Annotated in this window: 20 protein-coding genes; 13 read left to right on the top strand and 7 right to left on the bottom strand. The window is 73.1% G+C overall.

Annotation, left to right across the window (positions count from 1 at the left end; translation table 11 throughout):
• The first annotated feature begins 147 nt into the window (after positions 1-147).
• Positions 148-948: an SGNH/GDSL hydrolase family protein gene (locus tag ACZ53K_RS39135; RefSeq protein ID WP_468846830.1), complete on the top strand. Its 801-nt coding sequence runs from the start codon at positions 148-150 to the stop codon at positions 946-948.
• Positions 949-1000: 52 nt separating this feature from the next.
• Here ACZ53K_RS39135 and ACZ53K_RS39130 read toward each other — a convergent pair whose 3' ends face one another.
• Positions 1001-1462 carry an ATP-binding protein gene (locus ACZ53K_RS39130; RefSeq protein ID WP_468846827.1) on the bottom strand — a complete coding sequence of 154 codons (462 nt, stop codon included), beginning with the start codon at positions 1460-1462 and terminating at the stop codon, positions 1001-1003.
• A gap of 139 nt (positions 1463-1601) precedes the next feature.
• Here ACZ53K_RS39130 and ACZ53K_RS39125 point away from each other — a divergent pair, with 139 nt between their 5' ends.
• The 4 genes from ACZ53K_RS39125 (at position 1602) to ACZ53K_RS39110 (ending at position 5273) form a co-directional block, all read left to right on the top strand.
• Positions 1602-2468, top strand: coding sequence for a helix-turn-helix domain-containing protein (locus ACZ53K_RS39125; protein ID WP_468846824.1), 867 nt, complete (start codon positions 1602-1604; stop codon positions 2466-2468).
• A gap of 3 nt (positions 2469-2471) precedes the next feature.
• Complete coding sequence (locus tag ACZ53K_RS39120; protein WP_030023883.1) at positions 2472-2759, top strand: DUF397 domain-containing protein; 288 nt, start codon at positions 2472-2474, stop codon at positions 2757-2759.
• Positions 2760-2818: 59 nt separating this feature from the next.
• Positions 2819-3655: an SAM-dependent methyltransferase gene (locus ACZ53K_RS39115; RefSeq protein ID WP_468846853.1), complete on the top strand. Its 837-nt coding sequence runs from the start codon at positions 2819-2821 to the stop codon at positions 3653-3655.
• 226 nt (positions 3656-3881) lie between these two features.
• Complete coding sequence (locus ACZ53K_RS39110) at positions 3882-5273, top strand: NAD(P)/FAD-dependent oxidoreductase (RefSeq protein ID WP_468846851.1); 1392 nt, start codon at positions 3882-3884, stop codon at positions 5271-5273.
• Between the two features lie 7 nt (positions 5274-5280).
• On the opposite strand, the gene ACZ53K_RS39105 is transcribed toward ACZ53K_RS39110, so the two are convergent.
• Positions 5281-6426 carry a hypothetical protein gene (locus ACZ53K_RS39105; RefSeq protein WP_468846821.1) on the bottom strand — a complete coding sequence of 382 codons (1146 nt, stop codon included), beginning with the start codon at positions 6424-6426 and terminating at the stop codon, positions 5281-5283.
• A 215-nt stretch (positions 6427-6641) separates the two neighbouring features.
• Between ACZ53K_RS39105 and ACZ53K_RS39100 the strand changes: the two genes are divergently transcribed.
• Positions 6642-7841: an MBL fold metallo-hydrolase gene (locus tag ACZ53K_RS39100; RefSeq protein WP_468846818.1), complete on the top strand. Its 1200-nt coding sequence runs from the start codon at positions 6642-6644 to the stop codon at positions 7839-7841.
• Between the two features lie 66 nt (positions 7842-7907).
• Here the strand turns inward: ACZ53K_RS39100 and ACZ53K_RS39095 are convergent, their stop codons facing one another.
• Positions 7908-8780, bottom strand: a complete 873-nt coding sequence (locus ACZ53K_RS39095; protein ID WP_468846815.1) for a helix-turn-helix transcriptional regulator — start codon at positions 8778-8780, stop codon at positions 7908-7910.
• A gap of 155 nt (positions 8781-8935) precedes the next feature.
• On the opposite strand from ACZ53K_RS39095, the gene ACZ53K_RS39090 reads away from it, so the two are divergent.
• Positions 8936-10387, top strand: coding sequence for an MFS transporter (locus tag ACZ53K_RS39090; protein WP_468846813.1), 1452 nt, complete (start codon positions 8936-8938; stop codon positions 10385-10387).
• A 69-nt stretch (positions 10388-10456) separates the two neighbouring features.
• Here ACZ53K_RS39090 and ACZ53K_RS39085 read toward each other — a convergent pair whose 3' ends face one another.
• From ACZ53K_RS39085 to ACZ53K_RS39075, 3 genes are all read right to left on the bottom strand, one after another.
• Positions 10457-10963, bottom strand: a complete 507-nt coding sequence (locus ACZ53K_RS39085) for a MerR family transcriptional regulator (protein WP_468846810.1) — start codon at positions 10961-10963, stop codon at positions 10457-10459.
• 62 nt (positions 10964-11025) lie between these two features.
• Positions 11026-11445 carry a nitroreductase family deazaflavin-dependent oxidoreductase gene (locus ACZ53K_RS39080; protein WP_468846807.1) on the bottom strand — a complete coding sequence of 140 codons (420 nt, stop codon included), beginning with the start codon at positions 11443-11445 and terminating at the stop codon, positions 11026-11028.
• Positions 11442-12692 carry an MFS transporter gene (locus ACZ53K_RS39075; RefSeq protein ID WP_468846804.1) on the bottom strand — a complete coding sequence of 417 codons (1251 nt, stop codon included), beginning with the start codon at positions 12690-12692 and terminating at the stop codon, positions 11442-11444. The genes ACZ53K_RS39080 and ACZ53K_RS39075 overlap by 4 nt, the downstream gene beginning before the upstream one ends.
• A gap of 481 nt (positions 12693-13173) precedes the next feature.
• On the opposite strand from ACZ53K_RS39075, the gene ACZ53K_RS39070 reads away from it, so the two are divergent.
• The 5 genes from ACZ53K_RS39070 to ACZ53K_RS39050 are packed head-to-tail and all read left to right on the top strand — an operon-like array spanning position 13174 to position 17217.
• Positions 13174-15114, top strand: a complete 1941-nt coding sequence (locus tag ACZ53K_RS39070) for a sensor histidine kinase (RefSeq protein ID WP_468846801.1) — start codon at positions 13174-13176, stop codon at positions 15112-15114.
• Positions 15104-15553 (top strand): roadblock/LC7 domain-containing protein, encoded by a 450-nt coding sequence (locus tag ACZ53K_RS39065; RefSeq protein ID WP_468846799.1) that lies wholly within the window; start codon positions 15104-15106, stop codon positions 15551-15553. Before ACZ53K_RS39070 ends, ACZ53K_RS39065 begins: the two co-directional genes overlap by 11 nt.
• 2 nt (positions 15554-15555) lie before the next feature.
• On the top strand, positions 15556-15966 hold the full coding sequence (locus tag ACZ53K_RS39060; protein WP_468846796.1) for a DUF742 domain-containing protein: 411 nt from the start codon (positions 15556-15558) through the stop codon (positions 15964-15966).
• A complete protein-coding gene (locus ACZ53K_RS39055) occupies positions 15944-16612 on the top strand; it encodes a GTP-binding protein (RefSeq protein ID WP_468846793.1) in 669 nt (222 codons plus the stop codon). Before ACZ53K_RS39060 ends, ACZ53K_RS39055 begins: the two co-directional genes overlap by 23 nt.
• A complete protein-coding gene (locus ACZ53K_RS39050) occupies positions 16609-17217 on the top strand; it encodes a GAF domain-containing protein (protein WP_468846790.1) in 609 nt (202 codons plus the stop codon). Before ACZ53K_RS39055 ends, ACZ53K_RS39050 begins: the two co-directional genes overlap by 4 nt.
• Positions 17218-17339: 122 nt before the next feature.
• Here the strand turns inward: ACZ53K_RS39050 and ACZ53K_RS39045 are convergent, their stop codons facing one another.
• A complete protein-coding gene (locus ACZ53K_RS39045) occupies positions 17340-18626 on the bottom strand; it encodes an acyl-CoA dehydrogenase family protein (protein WP_468846787.1) in 1287 nt (428 codons plus the stop codon).
• Between the two features lie 389 nt (positions 18627-19015).
• Here ACZ53K_RS39045 and ACZ53K_RS39040 point away from each other — a divergent pair, with 389 nt between their 5' ends.
• Positions 19016-20215, top strand: coding sequence for a Gfo/Idh/MocA family protein (locus tag ACZ53K_RS39040; protein ID WP_468846785.1), 1200 nt, complete (start codon positions 19016-19018; stop codon positions 20213-20215).
• The last annotated feature ends 76 nt before the right edge of the window (positions 20216-20291 follow it).

The following is a 20291-nucleotide window of genomic DNA, read 5'->3' as shown; positions in this document are numbered from 1 at the left end:
CCCCGCCAAACGGCCGAAAAAAGTCGTTTATCACCCCTGATTCTTATTCCGACTTGATCAGAATTTGACCGGGTGGCATTAATCACCCCACGTCAACCCCTGGTTACGGTGGCGTAAGTCACTTCCCGGGGTGAAGTATGTCCTGACGTGGCAGACGATTCGAAGAAGATGAGCAGTGGCGCATATGGCGCCATCGGGTCGTACGCAGCCGTCGGCGACAGCTTCACCGAGGGAGTCGGGGATCCCGGCCGTGACGGGGCGTACATCGGCTGGGCGGACCGGCTGGCGGTCCTGCTGTCGGACCGGCGTGCGGAGGGTGAGTTCCGCTACGCCAACCTCGCGGTCCGCGGGCGCCTGCTGGACCAGATCGTGGAGGAGCAGGTGCCGCGGGCCAAGGAGCTGGCCCCCGACCTGGTGACGTTCTGTGCCGGCGGCAACGACATCCTGCGTCCGGGCTCGGACCCGGACGCGGTGGCCGAGCGGTACGAGGCGGCCGTCGCCGACCTGCGGGAGAAGGTCGGGACCGTGCTGCTGTGCACGGGGTTCGACACCCGGGGCATGCCGGTGCTGCGGCATCTGCGCGGCAAGATCGCGACGTACACCGCACACGTACGGGCGATCGCCGACCGGCACGACTGCCCGGTCCTGGACCTGTGGTCGCTGAAGTCCGTGCAGGACCGGCGGGCCTGGGGTGACGACCGGCTCCACCTGTCGCCCGACGGGCACACCCGGGTGGCGCTGCGTGCCGCGCAGGTGCTGGGGCTCGACGTCCCGGCCGATCCGGACCAGGCCTGGCCGCCGGAGGCGGAGCGCACCGCCGCCGAGGCGCGCCGGGACAACATCCACTGGGCGCGCGAGCACCTGGTGCCCTGGATCGGCCGCCGGCTGCGCGGCGAGTCCTCCGGTGACCATGTGGAGCCGAAGCGGCCGGACCTGCTGCCGCTGTAGCGGAGGCAGCAGTCGGACGCCGCCGCCCGCCGTCGAGGCGCGGGCGGCGGTTTCAGTGTGCGGCGGGGCGTGCGTAGGGGAGGTCGGCCCAGACGGTCCGGCCGCGGCCGGAGGGGTCGGGGCGGACACCCCAGCTTTCGGAGAGGGCGCCCACGAGGAACAGGCCGCGGCCGCATTCCTTGTCCACGCTGCCGGGCTGGACGTGCGGTGCCGAGTCGCCCCGGCCCTGATCGGTGATCTCCAGGCGCAGGAAAGCGCCGACGATCGTCAGTTCGCAGTCGACCTTTTCGCTGTCGGTGTGCCGTACGGCGTTGGTGAACAACTCCGACACCACCAACTCGGCGTCGTCACAGACTTGTTCTGCCGCGCCCCACTCGTGCAGCACGGCGATCACGCGTCTGCGCGCCTCCGGTACGGAGGTGCGGCGCGCCGGCAAGTGGAACGCGTCCCGGAGACGCTCGGCGACGAAGCCGCCACAGCGCCCTAACGAAGGAGCGTTGTTGGAGGAAGCCACTCCGCAACTATGTGCGATGTTGGTCACCGATGGCAAGGATCAATGTGTAATTTGCAGAATCGCAAGCGCAGTCTGTTCGCTCTGCTGACGGCATGACACACTGCTGATCACTCATGTTGGTGGTGGGAGGGGAGCAGAAGTGGCGGAAGCACGGTCGGGTGGCGCTCCGACCGTCCTGCGGGTGGTGCTCGGCAAGAGGCTGCAGGACCTGCGCGAGAAGGCGGGGCTCTCCTACGAGCAGGCGGCCGCCGCCCTCGATGTCACCCACGCGACCGTACGGCGCATGGAGAAGGCCGAGGTCGGCCTCAAGATCCCGTACGTGGAGAAGCTGCTGGCGACCTACGGCGTCACCGACCGGGAAGAGATCGACGGCTTCCTCAAGCTCGCCCGCGAGGCCAACCGGCCCGGCTGGTGGCACAACTACCGCGACGTGCTGCCCGAGTGGTTCAGCGCCTACGTGAGCCTGGAGAGCGAGGCCAACCTCATCCGGGGTTACCAGCCCCACTACGTACCGGGGCTGCTGCAGACCGAGGAGTACGCCCACGCCGTGCTGCGCGCCGGCATGCCGCACGCGGCGCGGGAGGAGATCGACCGCGCGGTCGCGCTGCGCCTGGAACGGCAGTCGCTGCTCACCCGCCCCGACGCGCCCATGCTCTGGGTGGTCATGGACGAGACGGTCTTCCGGCGCCCGATCGGCGGACCGCGGGTGATGCGCGAGCAGATCGCCCGCCTCGCCGAGGCCACCACCCTGCCCAACGTCCGGCTCCAGATCATCCCGTTCGCCGCCGGACCGCACCCCTCGATGTACGGGCCGTTCCACATCTTCCGCTTCCCGATCCCGGAACTGCCCGACATCGCCTACGCGGAGAACCTGGTGGGCGCCGTGTACTTCGACCAGCGCGACGACGTCTCGCAGTTCCTGGAGGCACTGGACCGGATGTGCGCGCAAGCCGCACCGGCCCAGACCACCGAGGCCCTTCTGGGCGGCTTTCGCAAGGAGATCTGAACCATGGATCGCATACGCATCTACAACGGCATGCCCGCCACCGAGCTGGGCAGCGACGGCTGGCACAAGCCGTGGAGCGGCGGCAACGGCGGCGAGTGCGTCGAGGCGCTGCGGCTGGGCGACGGACGGGTGGCGCTGCGCCAGTCCACCGACCCGGGCGGCCCGGCCCTGATCTACACCCACCGCGAGATCAAGAGCTTCATCGAGGGCGCGAAGGCCGGCGCCGCCGACTTCCTGCTCACCGCCGCACCGTGCGGCTGCGGCTGCGGAACCGACCGGAGGACGGCGTGAAGGAAACGGAGTTCTCCCGGGCCGTGATCGGCTCGTGGGACGAGGACGGCTCGCAGGGGCTGCAGGACGCGGCCGCCTTCAAGGCCGACGAGATCGACACCAGCAAGCCGCACCCCGCCCGGATGTACGACTACTACCTGGACGGCCGGGACAATTACGAGGTCGACCGGGAAGCCGCGCAGCGCGTCATCGAGGTGCACCCGCAGGTGCGGCTGAGCGCCCGCGCCAACCGGGCGTTCCTGCACCGCGCGGTGCGCGAGGTGGTCGCCGGCGGCATCCGGCAGATCATCGACATCGGTACGGGCATCCCGACCTCCCCCAACACCCACGAGGTGGCCCGGGAGACCGCACCCGGCGTGCGGGTCGTCTACGTGGACAACGACCCCATCGTCGCCACGCACGCGGGCGCGCGGCTGACCACCACCGAGGACACCGGCTTCGTCCTGGCCGACGTGCGGGACCCGCAGGCCATCCTCGACCACCCGACCGTGCGCGAGCTGATCGACTTCGACCGGCCGGTGGCACTGCTGCTGGTCGCCGTCCTGCACTTCGTCCGCGACGACGAGGACCCGGCGGGCATCGTCGCGGCCCTGGCACGCGCCCTGCCCGCCGGCAGCGTCCTCGTGCTGTCGCACGCCACGGGTGAGCCGTACGAGGAGTACGAGCAGGGCCGTACGGACGAGCGGGCGCGGGACGGCGTGCTGGACGTCTACAAGAACGCGACGGCCACCCTGAACCTGCGCACCAGGACCGAGGTCGAGCCGCTCTTCGGGCCGTTCGAACTGCTGGAACCGGGCGTGGTGCGGGTGCCGCTGTGGCGTCCGGACGGGCCGCCCCCGGGCCCGGCCGAGCTGAACAACATCATCTTCTACGGTGGGGTGGGCCGGAAGCCGTAGCGCCCACCGGCGCCGCGCGTGCGGGACGTCCAAGTGCGCGGGCGGCACGAGTGGTTGACAGCGCCACCCCGCGCACTGAGGGTGATTCCGTACAGGGCCGGTGGTGCGAAGGCCGCCTGCCGGACGTGAGGGTCGCCCGAGGGGCGGAACGGGGGCAGCGGTGGAAGAGACCGCCGAAGTGGCGGGGGAACGGCACGCGGTCGTCATCGGCGGCGGACTCGCCGGGATGCTCGCGGTCACCGCCCTGCTCGGGCACGTGGACGCGGTCACCGTCGTGGAACGCGACCGGTACCCGGCGGGACACGCCTTCCGCAAGGGGGTGCCACAGGCCCGCCATCTGCACGTCTTCCTCACCGGCGGCCAGCGTGCCCTGGACGAGCTGCTGCCCGGCACGGTGCGGGCCCTCACCGACGCCGGAGCGCGCACCCTCCACATGCCGCGCGACCTGGTCACCCGTACGGCGACAGGCTGGCAGCGCCGCTTGGACGAGCGGCGCAACACCTGTGTGTCGGTCACCCGCCCGGTGATCGACGGCATCGTCCGGGACCGAGCCCTGCAGGCGGCCGCCGGGTCGAAGACCCGCCTGGAGGTGCTGGAGGCGACCGAGGCGGTCGGCTTGACCGGCGACGCGGGGCGGGTCACGGGCGTACGCGTACGGGCCCGCGGCGGGCGGAACGACGCGGGCGACGGGCGGCCGGCCGACGGAAGTGCCGCGGGCACCGCCGATCGGATCATCCCCGCCGAGCTCGTCGTCGACGCCTCCGGCCGTACCTCCAAGACGCCGAAGTGGTACGCCGACCTGGGCCTCCCCGCCCCGCGGGAAGAGACCGTGGACGCGGGCATCGCCTACGCCACCCGCATCTTCCGGCCCACCGGCCCCGCCGGCGCACCGGACATCGGCGTCAACATCCCCGGCTGGCCGGGCAATCCGCGCGGGGCCGTGTACGTACCGGTCGAGGACGGCAAGTGGCTGATGACCGTCTCCGGCACCCGAGGCCACCAGCCGCCCACCGACGACCAGGGGTTCGCCGACTTCACCGCCACCGTCGGCGACCCGTACATCCACGGCCTGCTCCCGTACATCGAACCGGTCTCGCCCGTGCACGGCTTCCGCGACACCTCCAACCGCCGCCGCCACTACGAGCGGCCCGGCGGCGTACCCGAAGGCTTCCTCGTCCTGGGCGACGCCAACTGCACCTTCAACCCCGTCTACGGGCAGGGCATGTCGGTGGCCGCGCTCGGCGCCCGGGCGCTGCGCCGGGTCCTGGAGTCCGGCGGACTGCGGCCGGGGTTCGCGGGCGAGGCGCAGCGCGCGGTGGCCCGCGCCTCCGACGCCGCCTGGCTCGGCGCGGTCGGCGCCGACCGCCCCTACGCGAGCGGCGCCGAGGCCCGGGCCGGCCTGCGCGAACGGCTGACCACCTGGTATCTGCAACGGCTCATATCCCGGGCGACCACCGACCCCGTCCTCGGCGCCGCCTTCCGCGACGTCTTCTGCCTCACCGCGCCGCCGTCCCGCCTGATGTCCCCGCGCGTGGCCCTGCGCGTCCTGCTGCTGCCGCTCCGGCTCGGCCCAGGGGCACCGCCGGCGGACGTCGAACCGCCGCGCAGGGCGGCCTGACGGCCCGTCACTGGCTCCCGCCCGGCAGGAACAGGCTCACCGCGCCGGTGGCCAGGGGCGCGAGGATGCCGAACGCCGGGGCCAGCACCTTCGGCAGTGAGATGTCCAGACGCAGGAACGCCACCAGCCGCGCCCGGCGCTCGATCCAGTCGACGGTCAGCTCGTCGGCCTCCGGAATGCGGACCGTCGCCTCGACCAGCCGGCCGGCGACCGACCGCCACAACACCACGACCGGCACGAAGACCAGCGCGAACATCACGCTGAAGAAGGCGCCGTAGAGCAGCACGGACGACGCCGGGAAGGTCTTCTCCGGCACGCCGTACGCCAGCAGGGCGTTGCGCAGCGCACCCGCGTCGACGACCGCGGTCGAGATGATCAGGCTGCCGCCGGTCAGGAAGCGCACCGCGTCCCGCCACGCGCGGTGCAGCTCCCGCAGCGCCCCCACCGGCGCGAGGACGTCCGGCTCGGTGGGCAGCCGGCGGCTCAGCCGCAGCAGCCGGACCTGGACGTCCCACAGGCCGACCGCGCCCGGCGACGCCGCCAGCATCCCCAGGACGAGCAGCAGCGGAATCCGCCACGCCAGCCCGTCGAGCGGTACGGGCACACTGCCGGGCGGCGTGAAGAAGCGCAGCACACCGAAGACGGCACCCATCAGCACGACGGCCCCCGCCGCCAGCACCGCCACGGCTTGGGGCGCCGGCCGGTCGACCGGCTCCCGCCAGCGTTGGCGCACCGCGTACGACATCGCGTACGCCACCGCCACGTACAGCGCGATCGAGGCACCGACCAGGGCGCTCCACAGATCGAACTCCAGGAGCGAGGTGAAGGCGCGCGCCTCGGGCGACTCCGCGGCACGGAACCGCCCGACGAAACCCGTACCGAGCGCGGCGACGGCCAGCAGACCGAGCGTGACCGCCAGGGGCATGGCCACCAGCCGCACTCCCGGCCGGGACAGCCGCGGGGCGGCGCGGGCCACGGGCGGCGGCAGGTCGGCCGGGACGACCGTCTCCGTATCAAGACCTTCCGCGGCTTCCAGGGGCCCGGCCGCCCCTTGCGGCGGTAACGGTGACGGTGGCCCATCGCCGCCGGGCAGCCCACCGCCCAGGGCGTCTTCGCGTTCCGGTGGCTGCCCGGGCGGCAGCGTCTGACTCATACCATGAAGGTAGGGCCGGACGGCCCGCCGCGGAATGCCCGGGAGGGCCGAGTGGTTCGGAACGGTCAGGGAACACGTGTCCTGTCCGGGCGTCGCGGTGTTCGCGGCGGGCGCCACCTGCCCGGACGCCGGCGTGCCGGAACCCGTCACCGCGGCGGTCCGTTCACTGCGCGGCGACTCGTTGACAGCGCTACCCCCCGAACCATGGAGGTGCCGTGCCCGGCTACCGACCCCGCAGTGAGACCCCGTCCGCCCCGCGCTCCGCAGAGCGGTTCGCGCTGCGCCGCCCCGCCGTCTTCGGCGCGTGGCCCACCGGGGAGCGGCTGGCGCGGATACAGCGGTCACCGCAGTTCGTGGACGGCCAGTTCCGCAATCCCCGGCCGACCCGGCAGATGGCGCAGGGCGCCGCGCTGGCCATGGCCCGTACGCAGCTGAGCCGCGAGGGCAGACTGCGCCGGGCACCGGTCGGCCGCATCCCCGTACACCGGCCGACCGCCGCGGACTGGGGCGAGCCGCCCGCCTCCGGGCTGCGGCTGACGTGGATGGGGCATTCGAGCGTGCTCGCCGAGATCGACGGGCACCGGGTGCTGTTCGACCCGGTCTGGGGCGAGCGCTGCTCACCGTTCACCTGGGCCGGCCCCAGGCGCCTGCACCCCGTACCGCTGCCCCTCCGGGACCTGGACCCGGTCGACGCCGTGGTGATCTCGCACGATCACTACGACCACCTGGACATGCCGACGGTCAAGGCCCTGATCCGTACGGGCACCCGCTTCGTCGTACCGCTCGGCATCGGCGCCGACCTCGAACTGTGGGGCGTACCCGAGAACCGGATCACCGAACTGGACTGGCACGAGTCGACGGCCGTCGGGGACCTGACACTCACCGCGACGCCCGCACAGCACTTCTGCGGACGCGGACTGCGCGGCCCGCAGCACACCCTGTGGGCGTCCTGGGTGGTGGCCGGCCCCGCGCACCGCGTCTTCCACAGCGGCGACACCGGCTACTTCCCCGGCTTCGCCGAGATCGGCGCCGAGCACGGCCCGTTCGACGCGACGATGATCCAGATAGGCGCGTACAGCGAGTTCTGGCCGGACGTCCACATGACACCCGAAGACGGCCTGCGCGCCCACACCGACCTGTCCCAGGGCACCCCGGCGGGCACGCTGCTGCCCATCCACTGGGGCACCTTCAACCTCGCACCGCACCCGTGGTCCGAGCCGGTCGAACGGACCGTCGCGGCGGCGCGTGCGGCCGGCGCGACGGTGGCCGCGCCGCTGCCCGGCAAGCCCTTCGAACCGGCCGACGAGCAGATCGTCGACCCGTGGTGGCGCGCGGTCGCCCTGCCCCCGACGCACGGCTGGCCGTCCTGGCCCGCCGGTGCGCCGTCCGGCGATGCTTTCGAGGTGGCGCAGTAGCGGCGGGCGGGCGAGAAGGCCCGCTCACGACGGCCCGGATGCCGCGCCGTGCCCCGGCCGTCGGCCCTACCGGCCGGCTCCCCGCGGCAGCGTCGTGTCCTCCGGGCTGGCCATGTCCAGCAGCAGCATCGCGTCGTGGTCCGGGGTACCGGGTGGCGCCTGGTAGGTGACCAGGCGCTGGCCGTCCGTACGGAAGATGGCCATGACCTCGAAGGAGAGGCGCATCGAGCCGACCTCCGGGTGCTGGAAGTGCTTCTGGCCGCCGCCGCGTGCCCGTACGTCGTACCGTTCCCACAGGCGGGCGAACTCCGGGCTCTTGACGACCAGTTCGCCGACGAGCTGGGCCAGCTCCGGCATGTCCGGGTCGGCGCCCGCCATCGCCCGCAGATGGGCCGCGCTGTGTGCCGCCATCTTCTCCCAGTCGCGGTACAGCCTGCGGCCCATGGGGTGCAGGAACATATAGCGGGTGATGTTACGGCGCTCCGGCGGCCACTCCGTGATGCCGGGAAAGAGGCGCAGGCCGGGCCGGTTGGCGGCCAGCAGGTCGTTGGCGCGGCTGACGACATACGCCGGGGAGGGCCGCAGCGTCTCCAGCAGGGAGCGGACCGACTCGCGCACCGTGCGCGCCGGGCCCGGGGACCGGGCCGGTGCCTGGCCCGCGGCGAGTGCCACCAGCTCGTGGAGCCGGTGCAGCGCGTCGTCGGAGAGCCGGAGCGCATCGCCCAGCGCGCCGACGACGGCGGGTGAGGGCCGGGTCTCGCGGCCGCGCTCCAGCCGCGTGTAGTAGTCCACGCTGACCCCGGCCAGCGTCGCCAGCTCCTCGCGACGCAGCCCCGGGGTGCGGCGGATGCCGGTTCCCGCGGGCAGTCCCACGTCCTGCGGGCGGATCTGCCCTCGGCGGGCGCGGAGGAAGCGGCCCAGTTCCGTGCCTTCGCTCATCCGGTCATTGTCGCAAAGGGCCGCCCGCGGAGGGGGGCCGTACCAGGGCCTGGCATGGCGTTCCCCCGCACGGTCCGGTCTGCCGGTGCCGTCCCCCGCCGAGGGAGGCTGCTCCGCGTATCCGACAGGGGCGGCACGGTGAGGAGCAGTGCACGATGAGCGCGACACGGTCCGGGGCAGGGGCGGAAGCAGGGGCGGATTCCACACCGGAACCCGGGGCGGAATCCGGGGCGGGCGCGGAGGCACGGAGCGGGCAGGGGCGGCCGACGGGCGCCGGCCCGGCGCTGGCCGCCGCCGTCCTCGGCTTCTTCGTGATCACGCTCGACGTATCGGGTGTCAATGTCGCGCTGCCCGCCATGCGGGACGAACTCGGCGGCTCGATGTCCGGGCTCCAGTGGGTCCTCGACAGTTACACACTGATGTTCGCGGCGCTGATGCTCTCCGCCGGCGCCCTCTCGGACGCGGTGGGCGCGCGCCGTGCGTACGGCTGGGGGCTCGCCGTCTTCACGCTCGCCTCGCTGGCCTGCGGAGCGGCACCGACGCTCGGGGCGCTGACGGCGGCGCGTGTCGTTCAGGGGAGCGCGGCGGCACTGATGGTGCCCGCCTCACTGGCGCTGATCCGGCAGGCGTTCCCCGAGTCCGGGGCACGGGCGCGCGCCGTCGCCCTGTGGACGGTCGGCGGCGCGGTGGCGGTCGCCGCGGGGCCCGTCCTGGGCGGACTGCTCACCACGGAATGGAGCTGGCGCGCCGTGTTCTGCCTCAACGCGCCTGCCGGACTGGCCGGAATCCTGATCCTGACCCGCGCGGCGCGCTCCCCGCGCCACCGTGTCGCGTTCGACCTGCCGGGCCAGCTGACGGCGGTCGTGGCGCTGGCCGCGCTGACCTTCGCCGTGATCGAGGGCGGACACGCCGGGCTCACCGGCACCGTACTGGCCGCTGCCGGAACCGCGGTGCTGGCCGGCGCCGGATTCGTGGCCGTGGAGGCACGGCGGCGCACGCCGATGCTGCCGCTGGAACTGTTCCGGCAGCGCGGCGTCACCGTCCCGGTCATCGCGGGATTCTCCCTCAACGCCGCTTTCTACGGTGGCGTGTTCGTGCTGAGCCTCTTCTTCCAGGAGCAGCGGGGACAGTCGGCACTCTCGGCCGGACTGATGTTCGTGCCGCTGGCAGCGATCACCGCCAACGTCAACCACGTATCACCGCGGGCGGTCTCCCGCCACGGCCCGCGGGCCGTGGTCGTCACGGGGCTGCTGGTCTGCGCACTGGGCTGCGGCGCACTGCTCACCGTCGGCACCGGCACACCCGCCTGGGTGACGGCCCTGCTGATGGTCCCGCTGGGCGTCGGCGGCTCGCTCGCGATGCCGGCGCTGACCTCCCTGATGCTGGACAGCGTCGCCGCCGAGCGGGCCGGTACGGCGGCGGCCCTGCTGAACACCAGCCGCCAGACGGGCGGAGCGCTCAGCATCGCCGTCTTCGGCGCGCTCCTCGCGGGGGACTTCATGCCGGGGATGCGGGAAAGCCTGCTGCTCGCCGCCTGCCTGCCGGCGGTCACGGCGGTGGGGGCGGCGGTGCTGCTGCCGGGGCCGGTTCGAGCTGAGGCCCGTTAGCCCGGGGCCCGTCAGCCGCCGCCGTGGGCGCCGGACGTCTCGCGCGGACGGGGTTCGCGTTGTGTGGACTTACCTCACTCGCGTACACCCTTCCGGGCCCGCGAGACGATCACTGCGGACCTGGTCGCCGAGAATCTGACCGGCCGCTCCCGCGGCCCCCCAACGCGGGGCCGCCGCAGTCTCCGCCACACAACCCCGCCGGCCGGTCGTTTCGTACGGCCGTCGCAGCTCGGAGAGCCGGTCGAGGAGGTGGTCGCGTACCGCGACCAGATCGTTGATGCGCTCCTGTATCAGAGCCAGACGCTGTTCGAAGACCTCGGCCTTGGGCGCGGGATCGGCGCAGGCGTGCGCGCCGATCAGCTCGTCGCGCAGGCAGCCGTCGATCAGGCGCAGGTCGTCGGTGGTGAGGCCGGAGGCCAGGAGCAGCCGGATGTTCTCCACGGCGCGCACCGCGCCGTCCCCGTAGCTGCGGTAGCCGTTCGCGGACCGGTCGGGGCGCAGCAGGCCCTGCTCCTCGTAGTAGCGCAGGGCCCGGGTTGTCGTACCGGTGGCACGGGCCAGCTCCCCGATGCGCATGGCGCCGTCCTCCTGATCGGTGCTTTCAGGAGGAAGCGTAAACCCTGCCGTGGACGTGAAGGTCATGGGTGGGTGTCCTGCCGGGTGAGCACCAGCACGGGAATGCGCCGCCCGGCCCGCTCCTGGAAGGCCGCGAACTGCGGATCGGCTGCTACTTGCCGGGCCCACAGCCGGTCCCGTTCCGCGCCTGTGGCTTCGGTCGCACGGACACGGTGGGTACGGGTGCCGACCTCGACCGTCGCCAGGGGGTGGGCGATCAGGTTGTGGTACCAGGCGGGGGCGGTGGGTGAGCCCCCGTTGGAAGGGAAGACGGCCAGCCGGTCCTCTCCGTCCGGCAGGTAGACGGCGGGATTGGTGCGCGGCAGGCCGGACTTCGCGCCGGTGGTGGTCAGCAGGAGCAGTGGCTGCCCCTCGAACATGCCGCCGACCCGGCCCTGGCCGGCGCGGAACTCCTCAATGATGCGCTGGTTGAAGGCGTTCACGCGGCCACCTCGCCCGGGTGGGCTGCCGGGGTGTCGAGAGCGGCCTCGCGCCTTCGGTCGCCACGGTGTTCGGCGAGGGCGATCGTCAGGGCGAGCAGCGCGACCAGTCCGCCCGTCAGGGGAAGCCGGCGCAGCGACATTCCGGTCGCGAGCACGCGGCCGCCCAGCCAGCCGCCCCCGGCGATGCCCAGGTTGAACGCCGAACTCTGCATGGTGAGTGCCAGGGTTCTGGCCCGCCGCGAGGCCACGTCCAGCATCCGGGTGTTCACGGCGGGGATGACGGCGTAATAGGCGGCGCCGAACAGGAAGAGGAAGATCACGGTGAGCGGCCTGGTGCTCGTCAGTCCCAGGAGCAGCAGGGCCGCCGCGAGGGCGGCCACCCCGATGCAGACCGCCGCCGTCACCGAACGGTCCGCCAGCTTCCCGCCGGCCAGGTTGCCGGCCGTCCCGCCGAGGCCGAAGAGCAGCAGGAGGACGGTGACGGCGGACGCGCTGAACCCGGCGGTGCCGGTGAGCAGCGGAGTGATGAAGGTGTACGCGGTGAAGGCCGCGGCGGCGCTGAGCGCGGTCACGGTGATGACGGTCTGCACCCGGCGTTCCGTGAGCACCCGGAGTTCGCCTGCGAGGTCGCTGCCCGGTCCGGCCGCGGCAGGGGGGTGCGGTGTGCGGGCCAGCGCCAGCAGTGGCCCGGCCGCGACGGCGGCGAGCAGGGCCACCGCGGCGAAGGTGGCCTGCCAGGAGAGCCACTGGCCGATCGCCGTACCGATCGGGAGGCCCGCAATCATCGCGAGGCCGAGCCCGAGGGAGACCCGGGCGACGGCCGCCCCGCGCCGGTGCTCCGGCACCGCGTCGGCGGCCAGGCCGAAGAACAGCGGCATCAGGGCGGAGTGGGCGAGCGCCGACAGGACACGGCCGGTGGCGATGACGGTGAAGGACGAGGTCAGCGCCGACACGGCGTTGCCGAGGACGAACAGTGCCAGCAGTACGGCCGGCAGCCGCCTGCGCCGCGCGGTGGTGGTGGCCAGGGCCAGCACCGGGCCGCCCACGACGACCGTCAGGGCGAAGACGCTGACCAGAAGGCCGGCGGTCGACAGTGACACGCCGGCGTCGGCGGCGATGTCCGGCAGCAGCCCGGCGATCATCATCTCGCCGGTGCCGAGGGTGAACGCGCACCAGGTCAGCACCGTCAGCGCCCATGGGGGCCCGTGATGCGTCCGGTGGTCGGTGGGGTGGTCCGAGGTGTCCATGGCGCCACCCTCAACCTTGACGTCGGCGTGAAGGTCAAGCCGGAGTCCGCGGCGCCGCGCGGTCCGCGGAGCCGTCTCTTCCGTTTTTCGGTGGTGTGGTTGTCGGTCCGATCCGCATCCGTGCTCGGAAAAGTGGGCAGTCTCCCTGCGGAGCGGGCCTGAGCGGACGGACCGGCCGGGGTGCTGTCTGCCGCCCGGCCGTGCTGTGCCGCGCTGCTCCTCAACTGCGCTCGGCTGAACGCGAGTTCGGATAGAAGCGCACGCGCGTGCGAGCGATCCCCTCGGGGGGAGGTGGCGCGGGGTGGCGAAACACCGAAGTGCGTCCGTACCCCACCTCCGCAACAACTAGCGTGCGTGCTCCGCGAACTGCCGACGGCCGATCCGGAGAGCGCCGATGCCTGCTGCATTCCCCCAGGGGACCCCTGCCCCCCAGGAGACCCAGGGTCCCCTGGGCCCCCATGGTCCCCGGGGGGCGGACCCCGTGTCGGCGGCCACGCGGCGCCGGGAGCGGGAGGGCGGGCGGCACGGCCGGGCCGCCTTCCCGGAGACCGCCGCCGATTCGGCCATACGGACCCGCCTGGTGCGCCTCGCCGCCGTGCCCTGCCTCCTCGTCGCCGCCACCTGCTCGGCCGCCACCGCCTTCGTCGTACGGGTCGGCGGCACCGGACTGACCGGCCGCGAGTGGGCCGTACTGCTCGGTGCCTGCGGCCTGGTCTGCGCCATCGTGACGGCCGCGGGCGCCGCGGCCAACAACGAGGCGCGCGCCGCCGTGGCCCGCTACGCCCGGCTGCGCGAGGTCTGCGCCCGCAGCCAGCACGACCTCTACGACCTGCTGGACCGCGTCCGCCAGGGCGAATGGCTCCAGCAGCGGGCGGGCGAACCGGCTGCACCGCCGACCGGCGACACCCTCGACCTGCTCACCCACGAAGTGGCGGCGGCCGGCCGGGCGGCCGAGGCGGCGGTCGTGGACGCGGTGGCCATCGCGCGCGGCAACGCCAGCGGCAACGAGCAGAAGGTCGAGGTGTTCGTGAACCTCGCCCGGCGCCTGCAGTCCCTGGTGCACCGCGAGATCGAGCTGCTGGACGAACTGGAGAACCAGGTCGAGGACCCCGACCTGCTCAAGGGGCTCTTCCACGTCGACCACCTCGCCACCCGCATCCGCCGGCACGCCGAGAACCTCGCCGTCCTCGGCGGCGCCATCTCCCGTCGCCAGTGGAGCCGCCCGGTCACCATGACCGAGGTGCTGCGCTCCTCCATCGCCGAGGTCGAGCAGTACCCGCGGATCAAACTGGTGCCGCCCATCGAGGGCACGCTGCGCGGCCACGCCGTCGCCGACGTCATCCACCTGCTCGCCGAACTCGTCGAGAACGCCTCCGTCTACTCCGCCCCGCACACCCACGTCCTGCTCCGCGCCCAACTGGTCACGGCGGGCCTCGCCGTCGAGGTCGAGGACCGCGGCCTGGGCATGTCACCGGCCGAGCAGACCCGGATGAACGGCCTGCTCGCCGACCCCGACCACGTCGACGTGGCCGAGCTGCTGAGCGACGGGCGCATCGGGCTCTTCGTGGTCTCCTCGCTCGCCCGGCGGCACGGCATCGCGGTCCGCCTGCAGAGCAACATCTACGGCGGGGTGCAGGCCGTCCTCGTGGTGCCGAAGGGCCTGCTGGGCCCGGAGGCCGAGCAGCCGCACGAGGGTGAGCAGTACGTGGACGCCGGGGAGATCACCCTGACGGTCGCCGAGCCGCGTTCCCTGACCGGCGCCGACTCCGCGTCCGGCCACCGGAGCGGGTACGGCGATGACGGCGCCGGCCCCGCGGACCCCGCCACGCCGCACGGACCGCGCCGCAGGCTCGTACGCGCCGCGCACGGGTCGCCGGTCGCCGGGGCCGCCGCCGGCGCGTACCCGGACACCGCGTACGGCGAGGGAGTGTGGCCCAGCGCGGCCGAAACGCCACCCGCCGGCACGCACGCCGTGCGCGCCCCCGCCGCACCGGCCGGCGGCCCGCCGCCCGCCGGCACCCACCGGGCCCCCGGCACCCACGGCGGCGACGGCCCGCACACCGGCCCGCACCCCGCCACGCCCGGCGCCGGCCCCGGCCCGGTCCTGCTGCCGCCCGCCCCGCCCAGCGCGGCAGACGACGGCGCCCGGCCGAGCCTGCCGCGCCGCCGCAAGCAGGAGCACCTGGTGCCGCAGCTGCGCGGCGAGCCGATCCTGCCGAACGCGGGGCGCCGCGACGGGCGTCCCGAACCCGAGCACGACCCCGGCCTGATGGCCGCGTTCCGGCGCGGCGTCAGCCTCGCCGACGACAGCTACGGCAGTCCCGGCGACCACGACGGTTACGACAGTTACCGGGCTGGCGACGACGCCGGCCACGACAGGCCCGAACCCCGCCGAGGAGACGACCGCGACCATGGTGAGTGACGTGCACGCGCAGGCACCTGCGCACCTGCAGGGAAGCCGGCAGACCGACCTGTCCTGGCTGCTGACCGGACTCGTGAACCGCGTACCGCATGCGACCAGCGCGCTGCTGCTGTCCTCCGACGGCCTGGTCAAGGCCGCCCACGGGTTCGACCCGGACAGCGCCGACCACCTGGCAGCCCTCTCCTCCGGCCTGTACTCGCTGGCCCGCAGCGCCGGAGTGCGCTTCGGCAACGGCGACGACGTGCTCCAGGTCGTCGTCGAGCTGGAGACCACCTTCCTGTTCGTCTCCACCGCTGGCTCGGGCGCCTGCCTGGCCGTGCTGGCCGGCCGGGAGGCCGATGTGGCCGTCCTCGGCTACGAGATGGGGATGCTGGTCAAGAGCGTACGGCCCTACCTGGCGACGCCGGTGCGGCAGCAGGCCCCGGCGGGTGGTCGCTGACCATGGGGGCGCGGCGCCGCCGCAGAGCGGGCCGGGAGATCCCCTGGCTGGACGACGAGGCCGGCCGCCTGGTCCGCCCGTACACGGTCAGCAACGGCCGTACCCGCCCGACCGCGCACTTCGACCTGCTGACCATGGTGATAGCCACCGGCAAGCCGCCCGTCACCTGCCAGGGTCCCGATTACGCCCAGGTGCTGGGGCTGTGCGGCGGGCCGATGTCGGTCGCCGAGGTCGCCGCGCACATACATCTGCCCGCCGTGGTCACCAAGGTCCTGCTGGCCGACCTGGTCGACTGCGGGGCGCTCGCCGCACGCGCGCCCGTGCAGGTGTCCACCTGCGGGTCGGGCCCCCCGAACCGTACCGACCGAGCCCTGCTGGAGGCGGTGTTGCATGGACTACGCACACGGCTCTGACGCCCTGTCCGCCGACGCCCGGCTCCCGTCGGCGGCGGGCTCGTCACCCGCGCGGGCCGCGGCGGACTTCGCCGCCGACCCGTTCCCGCTGGCGCTGAAGATCCTGGTGGCCGGCGGCTTCGGCGTCGGCAAGACGACCTTCGTCGGCGCGGTCAGCGAGATCGAGCCGCTCAGTACGGAGGAACTGCTCACCCAGGTCAGCGTGGGCACCGACGACCTGGCCGGGGTCGAGGACAAGAACACCACCACCGTCGCCATGGACTTCGGCCGGATCACCCTCGACCGCGAGCACATCCTCTACCTCTTCGGCACACCCGGGCAGGAACGCTTCTGGTTCATGTGGGACGAGCTGTCCAACGGGGCGCTCGGCGCCGTCATCCTGGCCGACACCCGCCGCCTGGACCAGTGCTTCGCCGCCGTCGACTTCTTCGAGCGGCGCGGCATCGCGTTCGTCGTCGCGGTCAACGAGTTCGACGGCGCGTACCACTACGGCCCGGACGAGGTGCGCACCGCCATAGACCTCGCGCCCGGCACCCCGGTCGTGCTCTGCGACGCCCGCCAGTGCAGCTCTTCCACCCACGTCCTGGTCTCACTCGTCCAGCACCTGCTGACCCCCGCCCTCGCCGCCACCCGGGAGTTCCCGTGACCCGTCCCGCCCCGCGCGCGTCGTACGTCTCCTACGACCCCACACGCCATCTGCTGCTGACCCCGGAGGATCACGAGGCGCCGGCCCGCGTCGCCCGGCTGCGCGCGCTGGGCATCGGCGAGGCGCCGCTGCCCGCCTTCGACGAGTTCGCGCGCAAGCTGGCCCGGACGACCCGGGCGCCGTACGCCATGGTCAACTTCATCGACGAGCACCGGCAGTACTTCGCCGGCCTCTACACGCCCGGCGGCGAGCAGGCGCCCGTCGAACTGGGCCCCGCGCCGCCGAGCGCCCAGCCCGGCCGGGTGATGGCCCGCGACCACGGCTACTGCCCGCACGTCATCGTCCGCCGCAAGGCGCTCGTCCTGGAGGACGTGTGCGATTACCCGCGCTTCGCGGGCAACCCGGTCGTGGACGAGATCGGCATCCGCTCCTACCTGGGCGCACCGCTCATCGACCGTACGGGCACGGCCCTCGGCACGGTCTGCGTGGTGGACCTCGAACGCCGCCCGTGGGGGCGCGAGGGGCTGGAGACGATCAAGTCGATGGCGGCCGAACTCGTTGAGCAGATCCACCGCATGGAGCGGCAGCGCACCGGGGAGGGCTGACGGCGGCACGGGCCACCGGGGCTCCGGGGCAGGTGATACGGGCTGTGGGGCGGTCGGCGCGGGTTCCGGGAGGACGGGTGGCGCGGGCCCCGGGAAGAAGGCCCGCGCCACCTCGCGCCGCTCTAACCGGTCGGCTGCAACTCCGCCCGCTCCCGCCGGGCGGAGGCGCACCGGCCGGCGACGGCGGGCTCCACGGCCCGGTCGTCGTCCGCGGCATCCGACGGCTCCCGGCGCACCAGGTTCGCCAGCCGGCTGGACCACTCGCCCTTGGCCGTGCCCAGCGCCAGCTCGCCCAGGCGCAGCAGCTGGATGTCGGAGGTGCCGGCCGGGGCGAAGATGTGGTGGGCGTCGCGCAGGTAGCGCTCCACCGGGCGGTCCGTGAACAGCCCGCACGCGGCGTGGATGTCCATCGCGTCGCGCGCCGACTCCAGCGCGGTCTCGACGTTGACCAGCTTGGCGTTCATCAGCTCCGCGTCGCAGGGCAGGCCCTGGTCGAGCAGGTGGACGGCGTGGTAGGCGGCCAGCCGGGCGATCAGCAGCCGGGACTGGATGCGCCCGAGCTTGATCTTGATGTTGCCGAGGTGCGCCAGCGGCTTGCCGTAGCGTTCCCGCTCAGCGCAGAAGCGCGAGGTCTCGTCCAGCACGGCCTGGTGGATGCCGAGCGACACCGCGGTCAGGTTCGGCCGTCCGTACAGCACGCTGGAGGAGTACGCGACGGCCAGCCCGTCGCCTTCCCGGCCGAGCAGATTGGCCGCCGGTATGCGGCAGTCGTCGAAGAACAGCTCGCCGAAGCTGAAGCCGTGCAGCCCCATCGCCTGCCGCTGCTCGCCGACCCGCAGACCCGGCCGGTCCGCCTCCACCAGGAACGCCGACAGGCCCTTGGAGCCCTCGCCCGTACGGACGACGACGCCGTGCAGGTCGCCGACGTGGCTGTTGCCGACGTAGATCTTGCGGCCGGTGAGGACGTAATCGCCGCCGTCCCGGACCGCACGGCTCGTCATGCCGAGCACATGGCCGCCCGACTGCGGCTCGGTGACGGCGATGGTCGGCAGGCACGCGCCGGTGGCGATGGCCGGCAGCCAGGCCTTCTTCTGTGCCTCGCTGCCGAAGTGGATGATCTTCGCGGCGCCGAGCTGGGACGCCTGCACCATGGCGCCCATGGCGCCGCTCACCCGCGACAGTTCCTCGATGATGAGGGTCTTGGCCAGATGCCCGGCGCCCATCCCGCCGTAGGCCCGGTGGACGGTCGCGCCGATCCACCCTTGGCGGGCGATCAGGCGCGACAGATCATGGCAGACGGTACGGGCTGCCTCCATCTCGGCTATCCGGGGCCGGACCTCGCGCTCGGCGAAATCCCGTACCCGGCGCCGGAGTGCTTCATGCCGCTGGTTGGTGAAGTAGCGGTGCAAGACGAGCCTCCTCCGTCGAACGCCCCCGCGCTGTGCTGCTCCCTGCTTGCCTGCCGGACGGCGCGCTCCGGGCGTACGCCGCCGGTCGCCCTGGTCCCCGACCCTGCCGTTCCGGACCGTCACGGGTTGCTTACCTCGTGCAATACCCGTTGGCATACCTGCTGCACGGCGCATAAAACATCAACTCCCTGCATTTATGCGAGCAATGGGAGCGCGCGGAACCCGTTCACCACCCCTGTGGTTTACGGTGCGTGCAACACGTCCGGCGGTGTTCCCGTGGGGTGGCGAAGGGAGGCGCGACGCCGGTGGCCCACTGCCCTCGCCGCCCCGCCGTTCCTTGGTCCCGCACCCCGCCGACCATGGAGTCCGTCAGCCTCTGGAGGCACCTCATGACCGACGATCTGCGCCTGGGCGTCATCGGCTTCGGACTGCGCGGCGATCTCGCGCTCACCGCCCACCGGCCGGGGTACGGCTCCCGGGTCGCCGCGGTGGCCGACCCCGACCCGGACGCGTTGGCGTACGCCACCCGACGCCTCCCCGGCGCCGAGACGTTCGCCGACCACCGCGCACTGCTGCACCACCCCGGTCTCGACGCGCTCCTGCTCCTGACGCCCGACCACACCCACGCGGACCTGGCGCGCCAGGCGCTGCGCGCCGGCCGGTCCGTCTTCGTGGAGAAGCCGCTCGCCACCACCATCGAGGACTGTGACGCCATACTGCGCACCGCCCACGAGACCGGTACGCGGCTGTACGTCGGCCACAACATGCGCCACATGCCCGTCATCCGCCTGATGCGCGAACTGATCACGCGCGGCGACATCGGCCGGGTCAGAACCGTGTGGGTACGGCACTTCGTCGGACACGGCGGCGACTATTACTTCAAGGACTGGCACGCCGAGCGGCGGCACACCAACGGGCTGCTGCTCCAGAAGGGCGCGCACGACCTGGACGCGCTGCACTGGCTCGCGAACGGTTACGCGCGGCAGGTGCAGGCGCTGGGCGACCTGACCGTGTACGGCGACCCCGGGATGAGGCGGGCGGCGGGGGAGCCCCGGCCGGCGGACTGGCTGGCGCACGACACGCACTGGCCTCCCGGCAGCCAGCGCGGCCTGAACCCGCGGATCGACGTCGAGGACGTATCCCTGGTCAACATGCGCCTGGACAACGGGGTGCTGGCCGCCTACCAGCAGTGTCACTTCAGCCCCGATTACTGGCGCAACTACACCGTCATCGGCGACGCGGGCCGGCTGGAGAACTTCGGTGACGGGCCGGGCGGTTCGGTACGGGTGTGGAACTCCCGCCAGTCCGGGTACCGCGCCGACGCCGATGCCGTGTACGAGCTGCCGTCCGGCGAGACGGACGACGAAGCCGGGCACGGCGGCGCCGACCCGCTGCTCGTGGACGAGTTCCTGCGGTTCGTCCGGCACGGCGGGCGGACCGACACCTCGCCGGTCGCCGCCCGGATGGCGGTGGCGGCGGGCGACCGGGCCACCGCCTCGCTCCGCGACGGCGGCACCCCGCGCGAGGTGCCGCCCCTCGACCCGGAGCTGGTGGACTACTTCGAGCGGGGGCAGACCAAGGAGGGGTGAGGGCGCGCGGGAGGACGGCGGGAGGCGCGGTGGGTGTTCGCCGCGCGCCGCCGTCCCGCCCCGCACGCCCCCTTTC

The sequence above is a fragment of the Streptomyces sp. NPDC033221 genome (genome assembly GCF_055577005.1).
Note: the sequence above shows the minus strand (reverse complement) of the source record. Positions and strands in the feature narration are given on the sequence as shown.

What these genes read in the sequence shown, in the direction of transcription:
- ACZ53K_RS39120 (WP_030023883.1), top strand. Translation starts at nt 2,472, where the DNA reads ATGGATCGCATACGCATCTACAACGGCATGCCCGCCACCGAGCTGGGC.
- ACZ53K_RS39110 (WP_468846851.1), top strand. Translation starts at nt 3,882, where the DNA reads ATGCTCGCGGTCACCGCCCTGCTCGGGCACGTGGACGCGGTCACCGTC.
- ACZ53K_RS39105 (WP_468846821.1), bottom strand. Translation starts at nt 6,426, where the DNA reads ATGAGTCAGACGCTGCCGCCCGGGCAGCCACCGGAACGCGAAGACGCC.
- ACZ53K_RS39095 (WP_468846815.1), bottom strand. Translation starts at nt 8,780, where the DNA reads ATGAGCGAAGGCACGGAACTGGGCCGCTTCCTCCGCGCCCGCCGAGGG.
- ACZ53K_RS39090 (WP_468846813.1), top strand. Translation starts at nt 8,936, where the DNA reads ATGAGCGCGACACGGTCCGGGGCAGGGGCGGAAGCAGGGGCGGATTCC.
- ACZ53K_RS39085 (WP_468846810.1), bottom strand. Translation starts at nt 10,963, where the DNA reads ATGCGCATCGGGGAGCTGGCCCGTGCCACCGGTACGACAACCCGGGCC.
- ACZ53K_RS39075 (WP_468846804.1), bottom strand. Translation starts at nt 12,692, where the DNA reads ATGGACACCTCGGACCACCCCACCGACCACCGGACGCATCACGGGCCC.
- ACZ53K_RS39065 (WP_468846799.1), top strand. Translation starts at nt 15,104, where the DNA reads ATGGTGAGTGACGTGCACGCGCAGGCACCTGCGCACCTGCAGGGAAGC.
- ACZ53K_RS39060 (WP_468846796.1), top strand. Translation starts at nt 15,556, where the DNA reads ATGGGGGCGCGGCGCCGCCGCAGAGCGGGCCGGGAGATCCCCTGGCTG.
- ACZ53K_RS39055 (WP_468846793.1), top strand. Translation starts at nt 15,944, where the DNA reads ATGGACTACGCACACGGCTCTGACGCCCTGTCCGCCGACGCCCGGCTC.
- ACZ53K_RS39040 (WP_468846785.1), top strand. Translation starts at nt 19,016, where the DNA reads ATGACCGACGATCTGCGCCTGGGCGTCATCGGCTTCGGACTGCGCGGC.